The 15122-nt window shown below is 76.6% G+C and carries 18 protein-coding genes and 1 tRNA gene; 6 read left to right on the top strand and 13 right to left on the bottom strand.

Features of this window, described 5'->3' with window-relative positions; translation table 11 throughout:
• Positions 1–31 precede the first annotated feature (31 nt).
• Positions 32–271: a hypothetical protein gene (locus tag AC3WUG_RS02225; protein ID WP_492326144.1), complete on the bottom strand. Its 240-nt coding sequence runs from the start codon at positions 269–271 to the stop codon at positions 32–34.
• A 92-nt stretch (positions 272–363) separates the two neighbouring features.
• On the opposite strand from AC3WUG_RS02225, the gene AC3WUG_RS02220 reads away from it, so the two are divergent.
• Positions 364–993, top strand: a complete 630-nt coding sequence (locus AC3WUG_RS02220) for a dihydrofolate reductase family protein (protein ID WP_492326143.1) — start codon at positions 364–366, stop codon at positions 991–993.
• A gap of 15 nt (positions 994–1008) precedes the next feature.
• Here AC3WUG_RS02220 and AC3WUG_RS02215 read toward each other — a convergent pair whose 3' ends face one another.
• The 3 genes from AC3WUG_RS02215 to AC3WUG_RS02205 are packed head-to-tail and all read right to left on the bottom strand — an operon-like array spanning position 1009 to position 3402.
• Positions 1009–1494 carry a hypothetical protein gene (locus tag AC3WUG_RS02215; protein ID WP_492326142.1) on the bottom strand — a complete coding sequence of 162 codons (486 nt, stop codon included), beginning with the start codon at positions 1492–1494 and terminating at the stop codon, positions 1009–1011.
• A 30-nt stretch (positions 1495–1524) separates the two neighbouring features.
• A complete protein-coding gene (locus tag AC3WUG_RS02210) occupies positions 1525–2127 on the bottom strand; it encodes a DUF1349 domain-containing protein (RefSeq protein WP_492326141.1) in 603 nt (200 codons plus the stop codon).
• Between the two features lie 27 nt (positions 2128–2154).
• Entirely contained in the window at positions 2155–3402 is a 1248-nt protein-coding gene (locus tag AC3WUG_RS02205) for an MFS transporter (RefSeq protein WP_492326140.1), read from the bottom strand.
• An 82-nt stretch (positions 3403–3484) separates the two neighbouring features.
• On the opposite strand from AC3WUG_RS02205, the gene AC3WUG_RS02200 reads away from it, so the two are divergent.
• Both AC3WUG_RS02200 and AC3WUG_RS02195 read left to right on the top strand, forming a co-directional pair.
• Positions 3485–4054, top strand: coding sequence for a TetR/AcrR family transcriptional regulator (locus AC3WUG_RS02200; RefSeq protein ID WP_492326139.1), 570 nt, complete (start codon positions 3485–3487; stop codon positions 4052–4054).
• 67 nt (positions 4055–4121) lie between these two features.
• Positions 4122–4502 carry an HNH endonuclease gene (locus tag AC3WUG_RS02195; protein WP_492326138.1) on the top strand — a complete coding sequence of 127 codons (381 nt, stop codon included), beginning with the start codon at positions 4122–4124 and terminating at the stop codon, positions 4500–4502.
• Positions 4503–4534: 32 nt separating this feature from the next.
• On the opposite strand, the gene AC3WUG_RS02190 is transcribed toward AC3WUG_RS02195, so the two are convergent.
• Entirely contained in the window at positions 4535–4876 is a 342-nt protein-coding gene (locus tag AC3WUG_RS02190; protein WP_492326137.1) for a hypothetical protein, read from the bottom strand.
• Between the two features lie 284 nt (positions 4877–5160).
• On the opposite strand from AC3WUG_RS02190, the gene AC3WUG_RS02185 reads away from it, so the two are divergent.
• Positions 5161–5400, top strand: coding sequence for a hypothetical protein (locus tag AC3WUG_RS02185; RefSeq protein ID WP_492326136.1), 240 nt, complete (start codon positions 5161–5163; stop codon positions 5398–5400).
• A gap of 7 nt (positions 5401–5407) precedes the next feature.
• On the opposite strand, the gene AC3WUG_RS02180 is transcribed toward AC3WUG_RS02185, so the two are convergent.
• The 3 genes from AC3WUG_RS02180 to AC3WUG_RS02170 form a co-directional block, all read right to left on the bottom strand.
• Complete coding sequence (locus AC3WUG_RS02180; RefSeq protein WP_147796654.1) at positions 5408–5626, bottom strand: hypervirulence associated TUDOR domain-containing protein; 219 nt, start codon at positions 5624–5626, stop codon at positions 5408–5410.
• A 95-nt stretch (positions 5627–5721) separates the two neighbouring features.
• A complete protein-coding gene (locus AC3WUG_RS02175; RefSeq protein ID WP_492326135.1) occupies positions 5722–6288 on the bottom strand; it encodes an adenylyl-sulfate kinase in 567 nt (188 codons plus the stop codon).
• Between the two features lie 45 nt (positions 6289–6333).
• Complete coding sequence (locus AC3WUG_RS02170; RefSeq protein ID WP_492326134.1) at positions 6334–7035, bottom strand: hypothetical protein; 702 nt, start codon at positions 7033–7035, stop codon at positions 6334–6336.
• Between the two features lie 188 nt (positions 7036–7223).
• On the opposite strand from AC3WUG_RS02170, the gene helR reads away from it, so the two are divergent.
• Positions 7224–9389: an RNA polymerase recycling motor ATPase HelR gene (gene helR, locus AC3WUG_RS02165; RefSeq protein WP_492326133.1), complete on the top strand. Its 2166-nt coding sequence runs from the start codon at positions 7224–7226 to the stop codon at positions 9387–9389.
• A gap of 136 nt (positions 9390–9525) precedes the next feature.
• Entirely contained in the window at positions 9526–9933 is a 408-nt protein-coding gene (locus tag AC3WUG_RS02160; protein ID WP_492326132.1) for a DUF1232 domain-containing protein, read from the top strand.
• A 54-nt stretch (positions 9934–9987) separates the two neighbouring features.
• Here the strand turns inward: AC3WUG_RS02160 and AC3WUG_RS02155 are convergent.
• The 5 genes from AC3WUG_RS02155 to der all read right to left on the bottom strand — a co-directional run bounded on the left by AC3WUG_RS02155 (position 9988) and on the right by der (position 15069).
• A tRNA-Pro gene (locus AC3WUG_RS02155) sits at positions 9988–10061 on the bottom strand.
• Positions 10062–10109: 48 nt separating this feature from the next.
• Entirely contained in the window at positions 10110–11411 is a 1302-nt protein-coding gene (locus AC3WUG_RS02150) for an MFS transporter (RefSeq protein ID WP_492326131.1), read from the bottom strand.
• A complete protein-coding gene (locus tag AC3WUG_RS02145) occupies positions 11408–12151 on the bottom strand; it encodes a GntR family transcriptional regulator (protein WP_492326130.1) in 744 nt (247 codons plus the stop codon). The genes AC3WUG_RS02150 and AC3WUG_RS02145 overlap by 4 nt, the downstream gene beginning before the upstream one ends.
• Positions 12152–12370: 219 nt before the next feature.
• Entirely contained in the window at positions 12371–13501 is a 1131-nt protein-coding gene (locus AC3WUG_RS02140) for a hypothetical protein (protein ID WP_492326129.1), read from the bottom strand.
• The gene (gene der / locus AC3WUG_RS02135) at positions 13498–15069 is read right to left on the bottom strand and encodes a ribosome biogenesis GTPase Der (RefSeq protein ID WP_492326128.1); all 1572 of its coding nucleotides are present in this window, start codon (positions 15067–15069) and stop codon (positions 13498–13500) included. The genes AC3WUG_RS02140 and der overlap by 4 nt, the downstream gene beginning before the upstream one ends.
• Positions 15070–15122 lie beyond the last annotated feature (53 nt).

Here is a 15122-nt window from a genome sequence, read left to right as displayed (position 1 = left end):
CGGACGGGGGTCCACCACGCGCAGCACGGACTCAGGTCGGCGGGAGCTCCCCGCGGTACTCCGGCAGCCGGGGATCCCGGCGCACCCGACGGTGCTCGCTGATGCCGACGACCACCCCGCACCCGATCACGACGGTCTCGCACACCCAGAACAGCCCGGGCACCGGGTCGAGCGACCGCGTCACCACCACGCCGACGGGGTCGATGCGAGGTGCGACCGACGCCCACCGCCGAGGTCGGTGCTTCGGGCCGAGGTCGGTGCTTCGCAGCACCGATCTCGGCGGGAAGCACCGACCTCGGCGACCGTGGGCGGAGCGGGCCTACAGTCGACGCGACGGCCTGCAGCCAGGGAGGAGCCCCGACGATGAGGCTGACGACGACCACGCACGTCTCCCTGGACGGCGTGATGCAGGGCATGGGCGGAGCCGGCGAGGACACCCGCGGTGGCTTCACGCGCGGCGGGTGGGCACTCGGGTCCGGCGACCCGGCGGTGGGCGACCTGGTCGCCGCCGAGTACGCCGCCGCGGCCGCGTTCCTCCTCGGTCGGCTGACGTACGAGAACTTCGCCGGGTACTGGGGCGCGTTCACCGACCCCGGGTCGCACCCGATCGCCGCGGCGCTGCACGACCGGCCGCGGTACGTCGCCTCCACGACGCTCACCGACCCGGCCTGGCCCGGGACGACGGTCCTGGCGGGCGACCTCGCCGCGGCCGTCGGGAGGCTGCGCGCCGAGGGCGACGGCGACCTTCTCGTCCCGGGCAGCGGGGTGCTGGTCCGGTGGTTGCTGGCGCGGGATCTCGTCGACCGGATGACCCTGCTCGTCTACCCGGTCGTCGTCGGCCAGGGCACGCGGCTGTTCCCGGAGGACGGCCCCGACCTCCGGATGACCCTGGTGCGGTCCACGACGACCCCCGGCGGCGTCACCGTGCAGACGTACGAGCCCGCCGGCCGCCCGGAGTACGCCGGCTCCGCGCCGCACCCCGACGCCCGATGACTCTTCCCGCGCGGGTCAGGCAGGCGCCGAGCCCAGCACGAGCGCGCGCCACGCACCCGCGCGCTCCGCGCCGGAGCCCGTGACGCCGACGCTCACGACGTCGGACGCGGTGATCTGCTCGTCCCGGGCGTCTGTCCCGCAGGGCACGTCGGGGAACGCGACCACCTCGGTCCGCGTCGCCCCGTCGCCCGCGGCCGTCGTCACGAACACGTCGAAGTCCAGGACGCCGTCACCGAGGCAGGACAGCCGCACGCCGTCGAGCCGCGCGGCGGCCGGGAACGAGAGGGTGATCTCCCCCGTGGCGGTGTCCGACGGCTCGGGATCGCCGGGGTCGACGCGACCCGTGGCGCTGCCGAGCAGCCCGTCGACCGCCGTGTCGTCCTGCGCGTCCATCCAGGCGGTGACCTCGTCCTGCGACGGCCCGGGCGGGCCCGAGCACCCCCCGACGGCCAGCACGACGACGAGCGCGGCGCCGGTGCGGGTGACGGATCCCCTGGTCATGGTCGCGACCCTAGCGACCCCGGCCCGCCGTCAGGAGCCGTTCCGCGGATCCGCGAGAGTGGCGGCCGCGAACTCGACCTCGGAGAACGCGACCTCGCACCCGTCGCCCGTCGGGGACTGCACCTCGAAGCCGAGCCGCGGCCGCACGCCGGGCACGTCGAGCGCGAACAGCCGCACCATCCGCCAGGTGGTGCCGTCGACGGACGCGTGGAAGGCGAACACCGACCCGGTGCGGGAGACCCGGAGCCAGGTCGACCGCCCGTGGACGTCCACCGCGTTCGCGTCGTCGGACACGGTGCGGTTCACCACCGACACGACCATCGGCTGCCCGTCCGGCGCGCCCTCGAGGCAGAACTTGGCCCAGTGCGCGTCGTCGAACCAGAGCAGCAGCCCCCCGGCGTCGAAGGTGCTCCTGATGTCGACCGTCACGCGGCAGCGGAGCTGGAAGTCGCCGTCGGGCAGCTCGCCCACGAGGCGCGCCGCGCTGAGGACCGGCGGACCGCCCGCGGGGTCCGCGAAGACGTCGGTGCGCGGGGCGGCGGTCGCCGCGACCGCGTGGTCCGCGACGCGCCACCGGACGTCGCCGACGGGCTCGAGCGCGAAGGGGACGCCAGGGACGTGCGTGCTGCTCACGGGGGTGCTCCTCGGGTTCGGGGTGGGTCAGGCCGGCAGGTCGGCGTGCTCGGCCGGCTGGTCGCGCACGCGGTCGGTGCCGTGCTGAGCGGCGCGGGTCCGGGCCGCCGGGGTCAGGAAGGTCGCGGCGGCCACCAGGACGAGCACCAGGATCAGCGCGTGCCGCAGGCCGTAGTGGTCGCCGAGGAAGCCGAGCGCCGGCGGGCCGACGAGGAACGCCACGTAGCCGATGGTCGCCGCGAGGGACACGCGCGCGGTCGCGTCCTCACCGGGCGCCGCGGTGTCGCCGGCCGCCGACAGCGCGACCGGGAACCCGAGCGACGCGCCGAGGCCCCACAGCACCGCGGCGGCCGCGGCCACCGCCTGGTGGTCGACGAAGATGACGAGCGCCAGCCCGACCGCGCCGACGACCGCGCTGGCGGCGAGCACGGCGGCGCGCCCGAACCGGTCGACGAACCGGCCGCCGACGAACCGGCCGAGCGTCATCGCCGCGGCGAACGCCGCGTACACCGCGGAGCCCAGGGCGGCGTCGAACCCGTGGCCGTCGACCATGACGAGCGGCAGCCAGTCGTTGGCGGTGCCCTCGGCCAGCGCGAGCGCCAGGATGACGCCGCCGATCATGACGAGGCGGGTGTCGCGCCACACGGGGCGCCGCGCCGCGGCGACTGCCCCGTCCGCGGGCACGGCGGCCGCGGGCGCCCGCACACCGACGCCCGCCGGGATCACCCGGATCGCGGGCACCAGCGCGACCGCGACGACGACCGCGACCGCGGCCAGGTGCGCGACGACCGGGAACCCGACCGCCGTCAGGACCATGCCGGCCACGGCGCCGACCACCGTCCCGAGGCTGAAGCAGCCGTGCATGGCGGGCATCGTCGACCGCCCCAGCCCGCGCTCGACCTCCGCGCCCTCGACGTTGAGCGCGATCTCCCCGCCGCCCATGCCGAGCCCGAACAGCGCCAGTCCCGCCGCGACCACCGGTCCCGACCCGAGCGCCGCCCCGACGCCGATCACGGCGGAGCCGACCGCGACGGAGACGGTGCCCGCGAGCATGACAGGCCGGGTCCCCCGCCGGGCGACGAGGGCGCCCGACGACAGGATGCCGACCATCGACCCGGCGGACAGCCCGAACAGGATCAGCCCCATCTCGGCCGTCGAGGCGCCGACGAGGTCGCGCACGTCCGGCGTCCGGGTGACCCAGGACGCGATCGTGAGGCCGGGCAGGAAGAACAGCAGGAACAGGGCGTTCCGGCGCGCGGTGAGGCTGGCGGGCACGGGTGGGGCTCCTCGGGCGGCTGAGCGAGACTGTACAAGCGTACACACTTCGCGGCGCGCGCCCGTCGGGGAAGATGGGCGGGTGAGCGGCACACGGCGGGAGGTCCCCAACGACCCGGGGCGTCGGGAGCGCATTCTCGACGCCGCGCTCGACGTCGTCGCCGAGGCGGGGGTGCACGGCACCACCCACCGGCGCATCGCGGCGCGCGCGGGCGTCCCGCTCGGCTCGCTCACCTACTACTTCTCCGGGCTCGACGACATCCTGGGTGCGGCCTTCGCCCGGCTCGTCGACGCGATGTCGGCGTTCTACGGCCGGACGCTCGGCAGCGCGCGCGACCGTGACGAGGCGGAGGCCGCGGTCGTCGAGCTGATCTGCGGGCCGGCGTACGCGTCCGAGCGGGAGATGACGCTGATCTTCGAGATGTACGCGTACGCGAATCACGACCCGGAGGTCCAGGCGCTCGCGCGGGACTGGGTGCTGCGGAGCCGCGACAGCCTGTCCCGGCACTTCCCCGAGGACGTCTGCCGCGCGCTCGACGTGCTCGTGGAGGGCTGGCCGATCCACCGCAGCTTCGACGCGGCGCCCACCGACCGGGCGCTGGTGGCCGCGACCGTGCACGCGATCGTGCACGGCCTCCCCGACCGCACCTGACCCCGCGACCCGCGCGCGCGTGCGGTCGACCGCGCCCCGGTGCCGCGCCGGACGTACCGTCGGGTCCATGACCCCCGCCGGCCCGCGCCGCGCCCCGCGCGTCGAGCGGCTGCGCCTCGCGGTCGAGCGGGACGGCGCCCGGTGCGTGTGGTGCGGGCGCGGGTTCGGGCCGCTCGCGCCGCCGACTCGCGAGCACGTGGTGCCACGCGCCAAGGGCGGGCCGTCGTGGCTCGAGAACGAGGTGCCGGCCTGCCGCCGCTGCAACGCCGAGCGCGGGCACCGCGGGGTCGTCGAGTGGCTCGAGGAGTGCACGCGCCGCGGGTGGGAGCCCGACAGCGCGGCGGTGGAGCGGTCGCTGGACGCGCTCGCGGCGGCGATCGCCGAGCGGGGCGGCCAGCGCCGGGCGCGCGCCTACGTGGCCGCGCAGCTGCGGCGGCTGCGGCGCTGACGCGTGCGGGCGGCAGCAGGACGCCCCGCGCGCTACGCGTCCGCGTCGGCGCGGTCGGCCGCACGGACGAGCACGACGTCGTCGTCGGTCACCCGGAGCAGGTCGCCGGGGCACACGTCGTCGTCGAGCTCCACGACCCGGCCGTCGGCGTACGTGACCACCGCCGGCGGGGTGTAGCACTCCGAGACGTCGAGCAGCAGGGCGCCGCCGTCGTCGGTCACCTCGGTCTGCTCGTCGTCCCCGAGCCGCACCGTGACGTCCGCGTCGGCGCGGTTGTCGATCTCGATGTCCGCCCCCGAGGCGCAGCCCGCGAGGGCGAGCAGCCCCGTCCCCACGACGACCCCGACGGCCGCACGCCCTCGACCTGTCCGCATGGTCCGCTCCCGTCTGCCCGTGCCCCGCACCAGGGCGTCCACGCCGACGGTAGGCGCAGGGCCGCGTCGGGCGCCGCGCCTCCCTGTGCCGATCCTGTGCGCATCCCGCCCCCACGACCACGGAGGCGCGTCGTGTGACGCACCGCACACGCACGTGCGACCAACGGCCCGCCCGCTCGACCCGGCCGAGGAGCAGCATCGGGAGCGGGCGGCGACGGCGCCGTCACCGCGGCCGACGCGCCCCGTCTCCGGAGCGGGCCGGCCCACGACGCGAGGAGGACGCGATGCGCACGGAGCACACCGACCCCCGGTACGCGGTGGAGGTCGACGACCGGCCGACGTACCGGGTCGACTTCGTCGGCGCCTACGGCGCGACCGAGGAGTTCCGGATCTTCGCCGCGTCGGACCTGCCCGCGGTGCAGCGCTGGGTCGGCGACCAGGCGGCCGGCCGCGCGTACACCGTGTGGGTCGAGTACGCGGGGAAGTCCGGGGTCGGGCTCGCCCAGGTGCTCGCGTCGCGCTGACCCCGGGTCAGTCCGAGGCGAGCCGGCGCAGCGCCGACCCCTTGTGGGCCGCGCGGGCGCCGGTCTTCTCGGACTCGACGAGGTAGGCGGGCTCGTCGTCGGACGCCGTGAACTTCTGGCCGTCGTGCTGGAAGTCCGCGGTGCGCCGCTCGACGACCGTGCCGTGCGTGCGGCCCTGCGAGGTGTTCCAGGACACCCGGTCCCCGACGTGGATCGGCTCGGCCATGGTGCGGTCCTCCCGTGCGACGACGTGCGGTCCGGGCCAGTCGACCACGCGGCGCGGGCCGCGGCACGGCGGGGACGCCTGCCGGCTCGGACCGGCTACGCCTCCCAGCCCACGGCCCGGAGCACCGCCGCGGCGACCTCGGCCGGCGCGAGGCCGTCGACGTCGACCACGGCGTCCTCGACGCGCGCGTCCTCCAGGATCGCGTGCAGCTCGCCCGCGCGGTGCCGGTGCCACGCGAGCACCGACGGGTACCCGGCGTGCCGCGCGTCGAGCCGGTCCCGGACCGCCGGGACCGGGAGCCGCAGCCGGCACACCGTCAGCGGCACCCCGACGGCCGCGGCGTACGCGGTCCGCGCCGCCCGGTCCTCCAGGACCCCCGCCAGCACCAGACGGGCCGCGCCGCGCCGCCGGTAGACCGCGGCGACCGCCCGGAGGTTCTCCAGCTCCAGGTCCTGCTGGAACGGGTCGCCGGCCGGGGCGGGCCAGGAGCGCCGCAGCTCGTCGAGGTCGACCACCGCGTGCGGCACGCCGCGCTCGGCGAGCAGCTCGCCGACGTGGGCGGCGGTCGTGCTCTTCCCCGCGCCGACCGTGCCGGTCAGCAGGAGCGCGCCTGGGTCGGGCGGCGCGGCGGGCGGGGTCGCGGGTCCGGGTGCGGAGGTCACGGCCTCACGCTACGGCCGGGCGCGGCTCCTCCGCCGCGCCCCGCCTCACTTCCAGGTGACGGGCGACGGGAAGTAGGGGTTGTCCGAGGACGCGATGAACGACTGGTAGGACTCGCCGTTGTACTCGGCCGACGTGACGACCGCGCCGTCCTTGGCGAGGGCGACGAAGCACGACACGAGGACGCGGTTCTCCTCGTCGTACTCCGGCAGCAGCAGGCCGCACGAGTCGCCGGGCGAGTTCAGCGAGAACCCGCTGGTCAGGTACTCGGTGTCCGCGCCGGTCGCGTCGAGCGGGAACAGGTCGACCGTCGCCGGGTCGTAGTCCTCCGGGGTGTCGTACAGCCACTGGTGCTGCGTGATCACGGCGTACGGGGTGTAGCCCGCGAACTCCTCGGCGTTGCTGAACTGGTCGAACAGCGCGGCGTCGAGCTCGCTGACCTGCAGCACGGCCACGCCGACCCCGCCGCTGACCTCCTGGTCGCCGAAGGTCTCGGTCTGGTTCAGCCACGCGGGCTGCCCGAGCGCGAGCGCGGTGCCGGGCGCGGTGACGGCGCCGGGGGCGCCGAAGTCGACGGCCTCGACCTCGTAGTCGACCTCGAGCGGGCCGGTCTCGACGTCCCTCGGCGCGGCCGAGGCGTCAGCGGCGGGCTCGCGGTCCTTCTCCTTGGGCTGGTCCGCGGAGCAGCCGGCGAGGCCGAGCGCGAGGACGAGGGCGGCGGCGGGCACGGCGAGGGACGGCAAGCGCACGGGGGACCTTCCGGGGACGAGGTGCCTGCTGTCTGCACAGGCGAGACCCAGGGAACGCTAAGCCATGGTCGCGAGGGCCGCCTCCGCCACTCTCAACGTATAGCGCGCCGGGGGTCTTGCCGCAAGGCCCCCGGCGGGGCCCAGAATCCTCGGCGCACCGCCCGCACCGCGCGCCCCGGAGGAGCCCCGTGACCGCCACGACCACCCCCGCCTTCCACCTCCCCGACCGCCTCGCAGCCAAGGCCGACCCCGCCCTGATCGCCGACGACGAGCACCGGTTCGCCGCGATCGCCGCCGCGCTCGAGTCCACGACCACCGACCTCGCGCAGCGGCTCGACGCCGTCCGCCGCCGGCCCGCGGGCCACGGGCAGCAGACCCTCGACCGCGACGCCGAGGTCCGGCGGCTCTCCGGCCGGCTGCGCGCGCTGGGCCGGTTCGGGCTGGACCTGTGCCTCGGCCGCATCACGCCGGACGACGGCGGCGAGGCCGTGTACGTCGGCCGGCTCGGGCTCACCGACCCCGACGGACGGCGGCTGCTGGTCGACTGGCGGTCCCCCGCCGCCGAGCCGTACTTCGCCGCGACCCGCGCCCGACCCATGGGGGTCGCGGCGCGGCGGCGGTACCGGTGGACCGGCGGGCGCGTCACGGACTACTGGGACGAGGTGCTCGGCGCGGGCGGAGCCGTCGACCACGCCGCCCTCGACGACGAGTCCGCGTTCGTCGCCAGCCTGGGCACCAGCCGCTCCGCGCGGATGCGCGACGTGCTCGGCACCATCCAGGCCGACCAGGACGCGATCGTGCGGGCGGGCTCGCGCGGGACGCTGGTCGTCGACGGCGGGCCCGGCACGGGCAAGACCGTCGTCGCCCTGCACCGCGCCGCCTACCTGCTGTACGCCGACCCGATGGTCGACCACCGCCGCGGCGGGGTGCTGGTCGTCGGCCCGAGCCGGCCGTACCTGGACTACGTCGCCGACGTGCTGCCGGCCCTCGGCGAGGACGGCGCCCGCACCTGTGTGCTGCGCGACCTCGTCGCCGAGGGCGCCACCGCGGTGCCCGAGCCCGACCCCGAGGTCGCGCGCCTCAAGGGCACGCTCGACCTGGTCCGCGCGATCGAGCCCGCCGTGCGGTTCTCCGAGCGACCACCCACCGACGGCCTGCTGGTCGAGACCCCGTGGGCCGACCTGTGGCTCGGCCCCGAGGACTGGGCCGAGGCGTTCGGCGCCCCCGACCCCGGCACCCCGCACAACGAGGCCCGCACGGCGATCGAGGAGGCCCTGCTCGACCTGCTGTCCGAGCAGGCCCGCGAGCAGGACGAGGAGGTCCCCGACGACCTGCTGCGGCGCGCCCTGCGCCGGCACGCGGACCTGGCCGCGGCGCTGAACCGGGCGTGGCCCGTGCTCGACGCCGCGGACCTGGTCGCCGACCTGTGGTCCGTCCCCGCCTACCTCCGGCTGTGTGCGCCGGGGCTGGCGCCCGAGCAGGTCGACCTGCTGCAGCGCGCGGACCCGCGGGCGTGGACCGACGCCGACCTGCCGCTGCTCGATGCCGCCCGGCACCGGCTCGGCGACCCCGGGGCGTCGCGGCGCCGGCACCGCCAGGAGGCCGAGGCGGCGGCCGAGCGCGCGTACCGGGCGCAGGTCGCGGACGACCTGATCGCGGCCGACCGCGAGGGCGCGCAGGAGGGGATGCTCGACATGCTCCGCGGCGCGGACCTCGAGCACGCGCTTCTCGGCGACCCCGAGGACGACCGGACCGGCACCGACCGGCTGGCCGGCCCGTTCGCGCACGTGGTGGTCGACGAGGCCCAGGAGCTGACCGACGCGGAGTGGCAGATGCTCCTGCGCCGGTCCCCGTCGCGCAGCCTGACCGTCGTCGGCGACCGGGCGCAGGCGCGGCGCGGGTTCGCGGAGTCGTGGACGGACCGGCTGCGCCGCGTCGGCCTGGGCGACCCCGTGGTGGCGTCGCTGTCGATCAACTACCGCACGCCGGCCGAGGTGATGGCGGCGGCCGAGCCGGTCATCCGGGCCGCGCTCCCCGACGCGAACGTGCCGACCTCGGTCCGCAGCACCGGGGTGCCCGTGGCGCACGGGACCGTCGGCGAGCTCGACGCGCTGCTCGCGACCTGGCTCGCCGAGCACCCGGAGGGCGTGGCGTGCGTGATCGGCGCCGACCGGGAGGTCGCCGGGGCGCCCCGGGTCCGGTCGCTGTCGCCCGCGGGCGCGAAGGGGCTGGAGTTCGACCTGGTCGTGCTCGTCGACCCGGAGCGCTGGGGAGGCGGCGTCACCGGGGCAGTCGACCGGTACGTCGCCATGACGAGGGCCACGCAGCGGCTGGTGGTGCTGACCGGGGCGTGAGCGGGCGCGCCCGGCCGCGGCGGCAGGGCGGTACCGTCGCCCCGCCGGGCGCCTGCCCGCACCACCCCTTCTGGAGGGACCCCCGATGGCCGACGCACGCGGAGCCACCCCGCCCGGCACCGACGGCTGACGGGCCGTGCCGGACTGGGCGTGGACGCTGCTCGGCGTCCTGGGGGGCGTGCTCCTGCTGTGGCTCGCGCTGGTCGCCGTGCTCTGGGCGACCCGGCCCGACGAGCTGCGGCTGCGCGAGGTGCTCCGGCTGCTGCCGGACGTGGTGCGCCTGGTCCGCCGGCTGGCGACCGACCGCGCGCTGCCGCGCGGGGTGCGCGTCCGGCTGTGGTTGCTGCTCGGCTACCTGGCGCTGCCGGTCGACCTCGTGCCGGACGTGGTCCCGGTGCTCGGCTGGGCGGACGACGCGCTCGTCGTGGCCCTGGTGCTCCGGTCGGTCGTGCGTCGGGCGGGGCCCGAGGCGCTCGACCGGCACTGGCCGGGCTCGCCCGAGGGGCTGGCGGCCGTGCGGCGGCTGGTGCGGCTGCCCGGCTGAGGCCCCGGGGAACGACGAAGCCCTGGTGGGATCTCTCCCACCAGGGCTTCTACGTCGGGCTGACAGGATTTGAACCTGCGACCCCTTGACCCCCAGTCAAGTGCGCTACCAAGCTGCGCCACAGCCCGATGGCCCTCGAGAGGACCTCGGCGGCCCCCGCAGGAGCCTCGGAAACTCTACCGTATCCGGACGGTCCCGCCGTCCCCCGCCGGCAGATGGGCGCGCCAGGCGCTCGCGACCACCACCAGGCACACCGCCGCGACGCCCAGCCCCACCAGGAACATCTCCGGGTAGGTCCAGCGCGTCGACAGCCAGGCGAGCGTCGCGGGCACGAAGAACCCGAGGTACGCCGCGGAGTAGTAGACGGCCGTGAGCCCGGCGAGGTCCTCCGCGGTGGCGATGCGCTGCACCTCGGACAGCCCCGCGACCAGGGCGAGCCCGTAGCCCGCGCCGAGCACCGCGGCGGCGAGCAGCACGACCGGCAGCGCGAGCGTCGCCGCCGCCCACGCCGCCAGCGCCATCCCGACGACGAGGATCGCCAGCGCCACCACCGAGGCGCGGGCGCTGTGCCGGGTGTCGACGAGCCGGGCGACCGACTGCACCGCGAAGCCGACCGCCAGCGTGACCACGGTGAGCAGCGCGGAGAACGCGATCGGCACCCCGCCCGCGTGCTCGCGCATCAGCCCCGGCAGCACCGCGTACGCCGAGCCGACCGCGCCGAACACCCACGGCGCCAGCGGCAGCACGACCCGGAGGAACCGCCGGTGCCCGACGGCCGGGACCCGCAGGTCCTCGCGGAGCGGGGTGCGCGCCCCGGCCGGGCGGGCCGGGTGCGTCTCCGGGACCGCCAGCACGGCCACCAGGGCCAGCACGGTGACGGCGGCGTGCAGCAGGTACGGGGTCCCCGTGCGCCACGGCCCCCACTGGGCCAGCGCCCCCGCGACGCCCGCGCCGAGCAGGAAGCCCGACGTGAGCGCCAGCGACGCCCGCCGCGCGCCCGCCTGCGGCTGCCCCGTGGCCGCGCACAGCTCCGCGACCCAGGTGGTGCCGACCGCCATCACCAGCCCGAGCGCGAGGCCCGACAGGACCCGGCCCGCCGCGAGGGCAGGCACGGACGCCGGGCCGAGCGCGAGCACGAGCGACCCCACGACGCCCAGCGGCGCGGCGGGCAGCAGGAGCGGTCGCCGGCCGAACCGGTCCGACAGCGGCCCGCCGATCAGCAGCGCGGGGACGATGCCGAGGACGTACGCGCCGAGCAGGACGTTCACGGTGAGCGCCGACAGGTGGCTGACCTCGCGGTACATCACGAGCAGCGGCGTGAACTCGTTGCCGCCCCACGCGACGGCGAACATGAGCGCCGCGACGCGGAGCCACGCGCGCGGGTCCGGCTCGGCCGCGGCGACCGGGTCGCGGCGTGCGGCGGTGGCGGTCGTGCCGGTGGCGGTCGTGCCGGTCGCGGGCGTGCCGGTGGTGGTCATCGCGCGCCGCCGTCCCGCTCCGGGCCCGCCGGGTCGCCTGCGCCCGGCGCGCCGGGGTCCCGGCCGACCGCGCCGCCGGTGCGCGGGTGCGCGGAGGCCAGGTGCGCGCCGTGCAGGTGCGCGCGCAGCCGCTCGCGGAACGCCGGCGCGTCGCCCGCCTCGATCGCCGCGACCAGCGCCTCGTGCCCCTCGACGAACCCCGGTGCGCGCTCCCCCGCGGCGCCGACCGACAGCGCGACCATCCGCCGCTGCCGCTCGCCCAGCGTCACCGAGAACCCGGTGAGCAGGTCGTTCCCGCCGGCCGCCACGACCGCGAGGTGGAATGCGGCGTCGTGCTCGGCGTAGGCCTCCAGGTCGCCCGCGGTGACGGCGTCCCGCTGCCGGGCGACCAGACCACGCAGCTCGGCGGCGAGCGCGTCGCGGGACGCGGCGGACCGGACCACGACGGCCACGGCGTGCGTCTCCAGCAGCAGCCGCGCCTCGACGACCGCCTCGGCCTCGCCGGGCGCGACCGGCACCACCAGCGCGCCGCGCTTCGGGAACAGCCGGAGCCAGCCCTCGGTCGAGAGCCGGAGGAACGCCTCGCGGACGGGCGTGCGGCTCATCGCGAGGTCGGCGGCGACGTCCCCCTCGCTGACCATCTCCCCCGCGGGCAGCCGCCCGGAGATCAGCGCGTCCTTGACGTGCCGGTAGGCGACCTCGGCCGCGGGCGGTGCTGGAGCGGGGACCCGAGGGTTCATGGCTACTACATGTATCCCAGCTGCATCCCAGGACCAAATCGAGCCTGCCCGCGGTCGCGCCTCGCCTCGCCTACGGCTTGCGGCGCGACCCACCACGATCGCCGCGGGGCCGGCCGGAAGCCGTAGGCCGCGGGGCCGGGTCGGCAGCGGGTCCGGCCGGAAGCCGTCGGTGGCGAGGCTGGGTCGGCCGCGAGGACCCGGCGGGGCGGCCGCCGGGCGTCAGCGCGCCGTGGCCGTGTCCGCCGCGGCGTCCGCCGCGACGTCGGGCTCGCCCGACCGGCCGCGCAGCACGTCGAGCTCCGCCGCGACGACGCCGAGCAGCAGCAGGTCCACCACCAGCCCGGTGACGGCGCTCCACTGGTCGATGCGGAACAGGAAGATCTGGCTCAGCAGCAGGTTGACGAGCACTGCGCGCCGGAACCACTCGTACCCGCGCGCCCGGTCGTCGCCGACCAGCCGCAGACCCACCGCGGAGCACACGAGGGAGGCCGCCCCGCTCGCGAGCAGCCCGACCATCGCCCACCAGGGCAGGTCCGCCCCGGTCGCGACCAGCACGGTCCCCCGCACCACGGTGTACAGCGTGACGAGCGCGAGCACGCCGACGGTCACCCGTGGCAGCCAGCGGACGCGCACTACGCGCCGGGACGCCGTGACGACGGCGCGGGCCACGGCGCTGATCGGGTCGGGGAGCTCCCGCGCGTCGTCCTCGACGACGTCGAGCAGCGCCCGGACCTCGGCGGCCCCGCGGACGTCGCCGGCGCCGGCCACGAGCTCCCGCGCCTGCCGCCGCGCGCGCGGCGAGAACCCGCCGGCCAGCCCCGCGACCGCGAGGTCCGCCGCGGCCGCGAGGGTCTCGTGCGGGTCGCGCCGCCGGCCGTGGATGACCTCGCCGACCAGGACGAGCACGACCACGACGACGTAGATGAGCGACGCGGTCGGCTCGTAGAAGTAGTCGTTGTCCGACGTGACGAACTTGCCGATCTCGTCGATGAACAGCCCGAACCCGATGCCGCCGACCAGCGCGGCCAGCGGCCGCACCACCGGCCCGGCCCAGGACAGCACGGCCACGACGGCGACCGCCATCAGCAGCCCGCCCCACAGGACGTGCGCGATGTGCAGGCCGTCGCCGCCGAGCTGCGGGAACCCGGTCAGCGCGAGCAGCCCTCGCGTCACCAGCACGGTCAGCACCGTGACGGCGAGGAACCCGGCCACGTGCCGCGGCCCCGCGGGGTCGCGCGGCAGCCCGAGGATCAGCACCGGGGAGCGGCGCCGCACGTGGTGCCGGTCCGCCTCGGCCGTCCGGTCCCCCGTCCGGCCACCGGTCCGCTCGACCTCCGCGCCGCGGGTCACCGCTTGCGCTTCTCCCGGACGCGGACGGAGATCGAGATCGGCGAGCCCTCGAAGCCGAACGTCTCGCGCAGCCGGCGCTCGATGAACCGGCGGTAGCCCGCCTCGAGGAAGCCGGTCGCGAAGACGACGAACCGCGGCGGGCGGGTCGACGCCTGGGTCGCGAACAGGATGCGGGGCTGCTTGCCGCCGCGCAGCGGGTGCGGGTGCGCGGCGACGAGCTCGCCGAGGAACGCGTTGAGCTTGCCCGTCGGGATGCGGGTGTCCCAGGACTCGAGCGACCGTGTGAGCGCGGGCACCAGGCGGTCGGTGTGCCAGCCGGTCCGTGCGGAGATGTTCACCCGCGGGGCCCACTGGATCTGCACGAGCTCCTTCTCGATCTCGCGCTCGAGGTAGGGCCGGCGGTCCTCGTCCATGAGGTCCCACTTGTTGTACGCGATGACCAGCGCGCGCCCGGCGTCGATGACCTGCTGGATGACGCGGGTGTCCTGCTCGGTGAGCGGCTGCGACGCGTCGAGCAGCACGACGGCGACCTCGGCCTTCTCGATCGCGGCCTGCGTGCGCAGGGAGGCGTAGAAGTCGGCACCGGAGGTCTGGTGCACCCGGCGGCGGATGCCGGCGGTGTCGACGAACCACCACGGCACGCCCTTGAGCTCGACGAGCTCGTCGACCGGGTCGCGGGTGGTGCCGGCGGTGTCGTCGACGACCACGCGGTCCGTGCCCAGCACCTTGTTGAGCAGCGACGACTTGCCGACGTTCGGGCGGCCGACCAGCGCGACGCGGCGCGGGCCGCCAGGGCGGGCGGTGGCGTGCTGCGAGACGGTCGGCAGCGCGGCCATCGCCGCGTCGAGCAGGTCGCCGGTGCCGCGGCCGTGCAGGGCCGAGACCGGGTGCGGCTCGCCCAGGCCGAGGCTCCACAGCTCGGCGGCGTCCGCCTCGACGCGGGGGCCGTCGACCTTGTTGGCGCACAGCACGACCGGCTTGCCGGACTTGCGGAGCAGGCGCACGACGCGCTCGTCGGTGGCCGTCGGGCCGACCGTGGCGTCGACGACGAACAGCACCGCGTCGGCCAGCGAGATCGCGACCTCGGCCTGCTCGGCGACGCGCGCCTCGATGCCGGCGACGTCGACCTCCCAGCCGCCGGTGTCCACCAGCGTGAACCGGCGCCCGGCCCACTCGGCGGGGTAGGACACGCGGTCGCGGGTGACGCCCGGCTTGTCCTCGACGACGGCCTCGCGGCGGCCGAGGATGCGGTTGACCAGCGTCGACTTGCCGACGTTGGGGCGGCCGACGACCGCGAGCACGGGGAGCGCGAGGTGCGAGCCGTCCTCGTCGTCCTCGCCCTCGTCGCCGGAGAGCAGCGCGACGTCCTCGTCCTCGAGCTCGTAGTCGTCCAGCCCGGCCCGCAGGGCGCGCTCGCGCGCCTCGTCGTCCTCCGCCTCCGCGGTCACGTCGGTGCCGTCGAAGGGCTCGGCCTCGGCGGGGCCGTTCTCGAGGTCGTCGAACTCCACGCCGTCGGGCCCCTCGAGGGCCTCGGAGGTGGTCGGCTGGGCCGGCTCGCTGTCATGCATGGGCACCATTCTCCCTGACCGAGCGCCCCCGGACGAACCGCGCCCTGAGCGGG

It is taken from the genome of Cellulomonas sp. EB106-03-03-XG116 (assembly GCF_058792015.1).
Note: the sequence above shows the minus strand (reverse complement) of the source record. Positions and strands in the feature narration are given on the sequence as shown.

Excerpts from the sequence above, each read along its gene's own strand:
- AC3WUG_RS02220 (WP_492326143.1), top strand. The coding sequence starts at position 364 with ATGAGGCTGACGACGACCACGCACGTCTCCCTGGACGGCGTGATGCAG.
- AC3WUG_RS02215 (WP_492326142.1), bottom strand. The coding sequence starts at position 1,494 with ATGACCAGGGGATCCGTCACCCGCACCGGCGCCGCGCTCGTCGTCGTG.
- AC3WUG_RS02195 (WP_492326138.1), top strand. The coding sequence starts at position 4,122 with ATGACCCCCGCCGGCCCGCGCCGCGCCCCGCGCGTCGAGCGGCTGCGC.
- AC3WUG_RS02190 (WP_492326137.1), bottom strand. The coding sequence starts at position 4,876 with ATGCGGACAGGTCGAGGGCGTGCGGCCGTCGGGGTCGTCGTGGGGACG.
- AC3WUG_RS02185 (WP_492326136.1), top strand. The coding sequence starts at position 5,161 with ATGCGCACGGAGCACACCGACCCCCGGTACGCGGTGGAGGTCGACGAC.
- AC3WUG_RS02180 (WP_147796654.1), bottom strand. The coding sequence starts at position 5,626 with ATGGCCGAGCCGATCCACGTCGGGGACCGGGTGTCCTGGAACACCTCG.
- AC3WUG_RS02150 (WP_492326131.1), bottom strand. The coding sequence starts at position 11,411 with ATGACCACCACCGGCACGCCCGCGACCGGCACGACCGCCACCGGCACG.
- AC3WUG_RS02145 (WP_492326130.1), bottom strand. The coding sequence starts at position 12,151 with ATGAACCCTCGGGTCCCCGCTCCAGCACCGCCCGCGGCCGAGGTCGCC.
- der (WP_492326128.1), bottom strand. The coding sequence starts at position 15,069 with ATGCATGACAGCGAGCCGGCCCAGCCGACCACCTCCGAGGCCCTCGAG.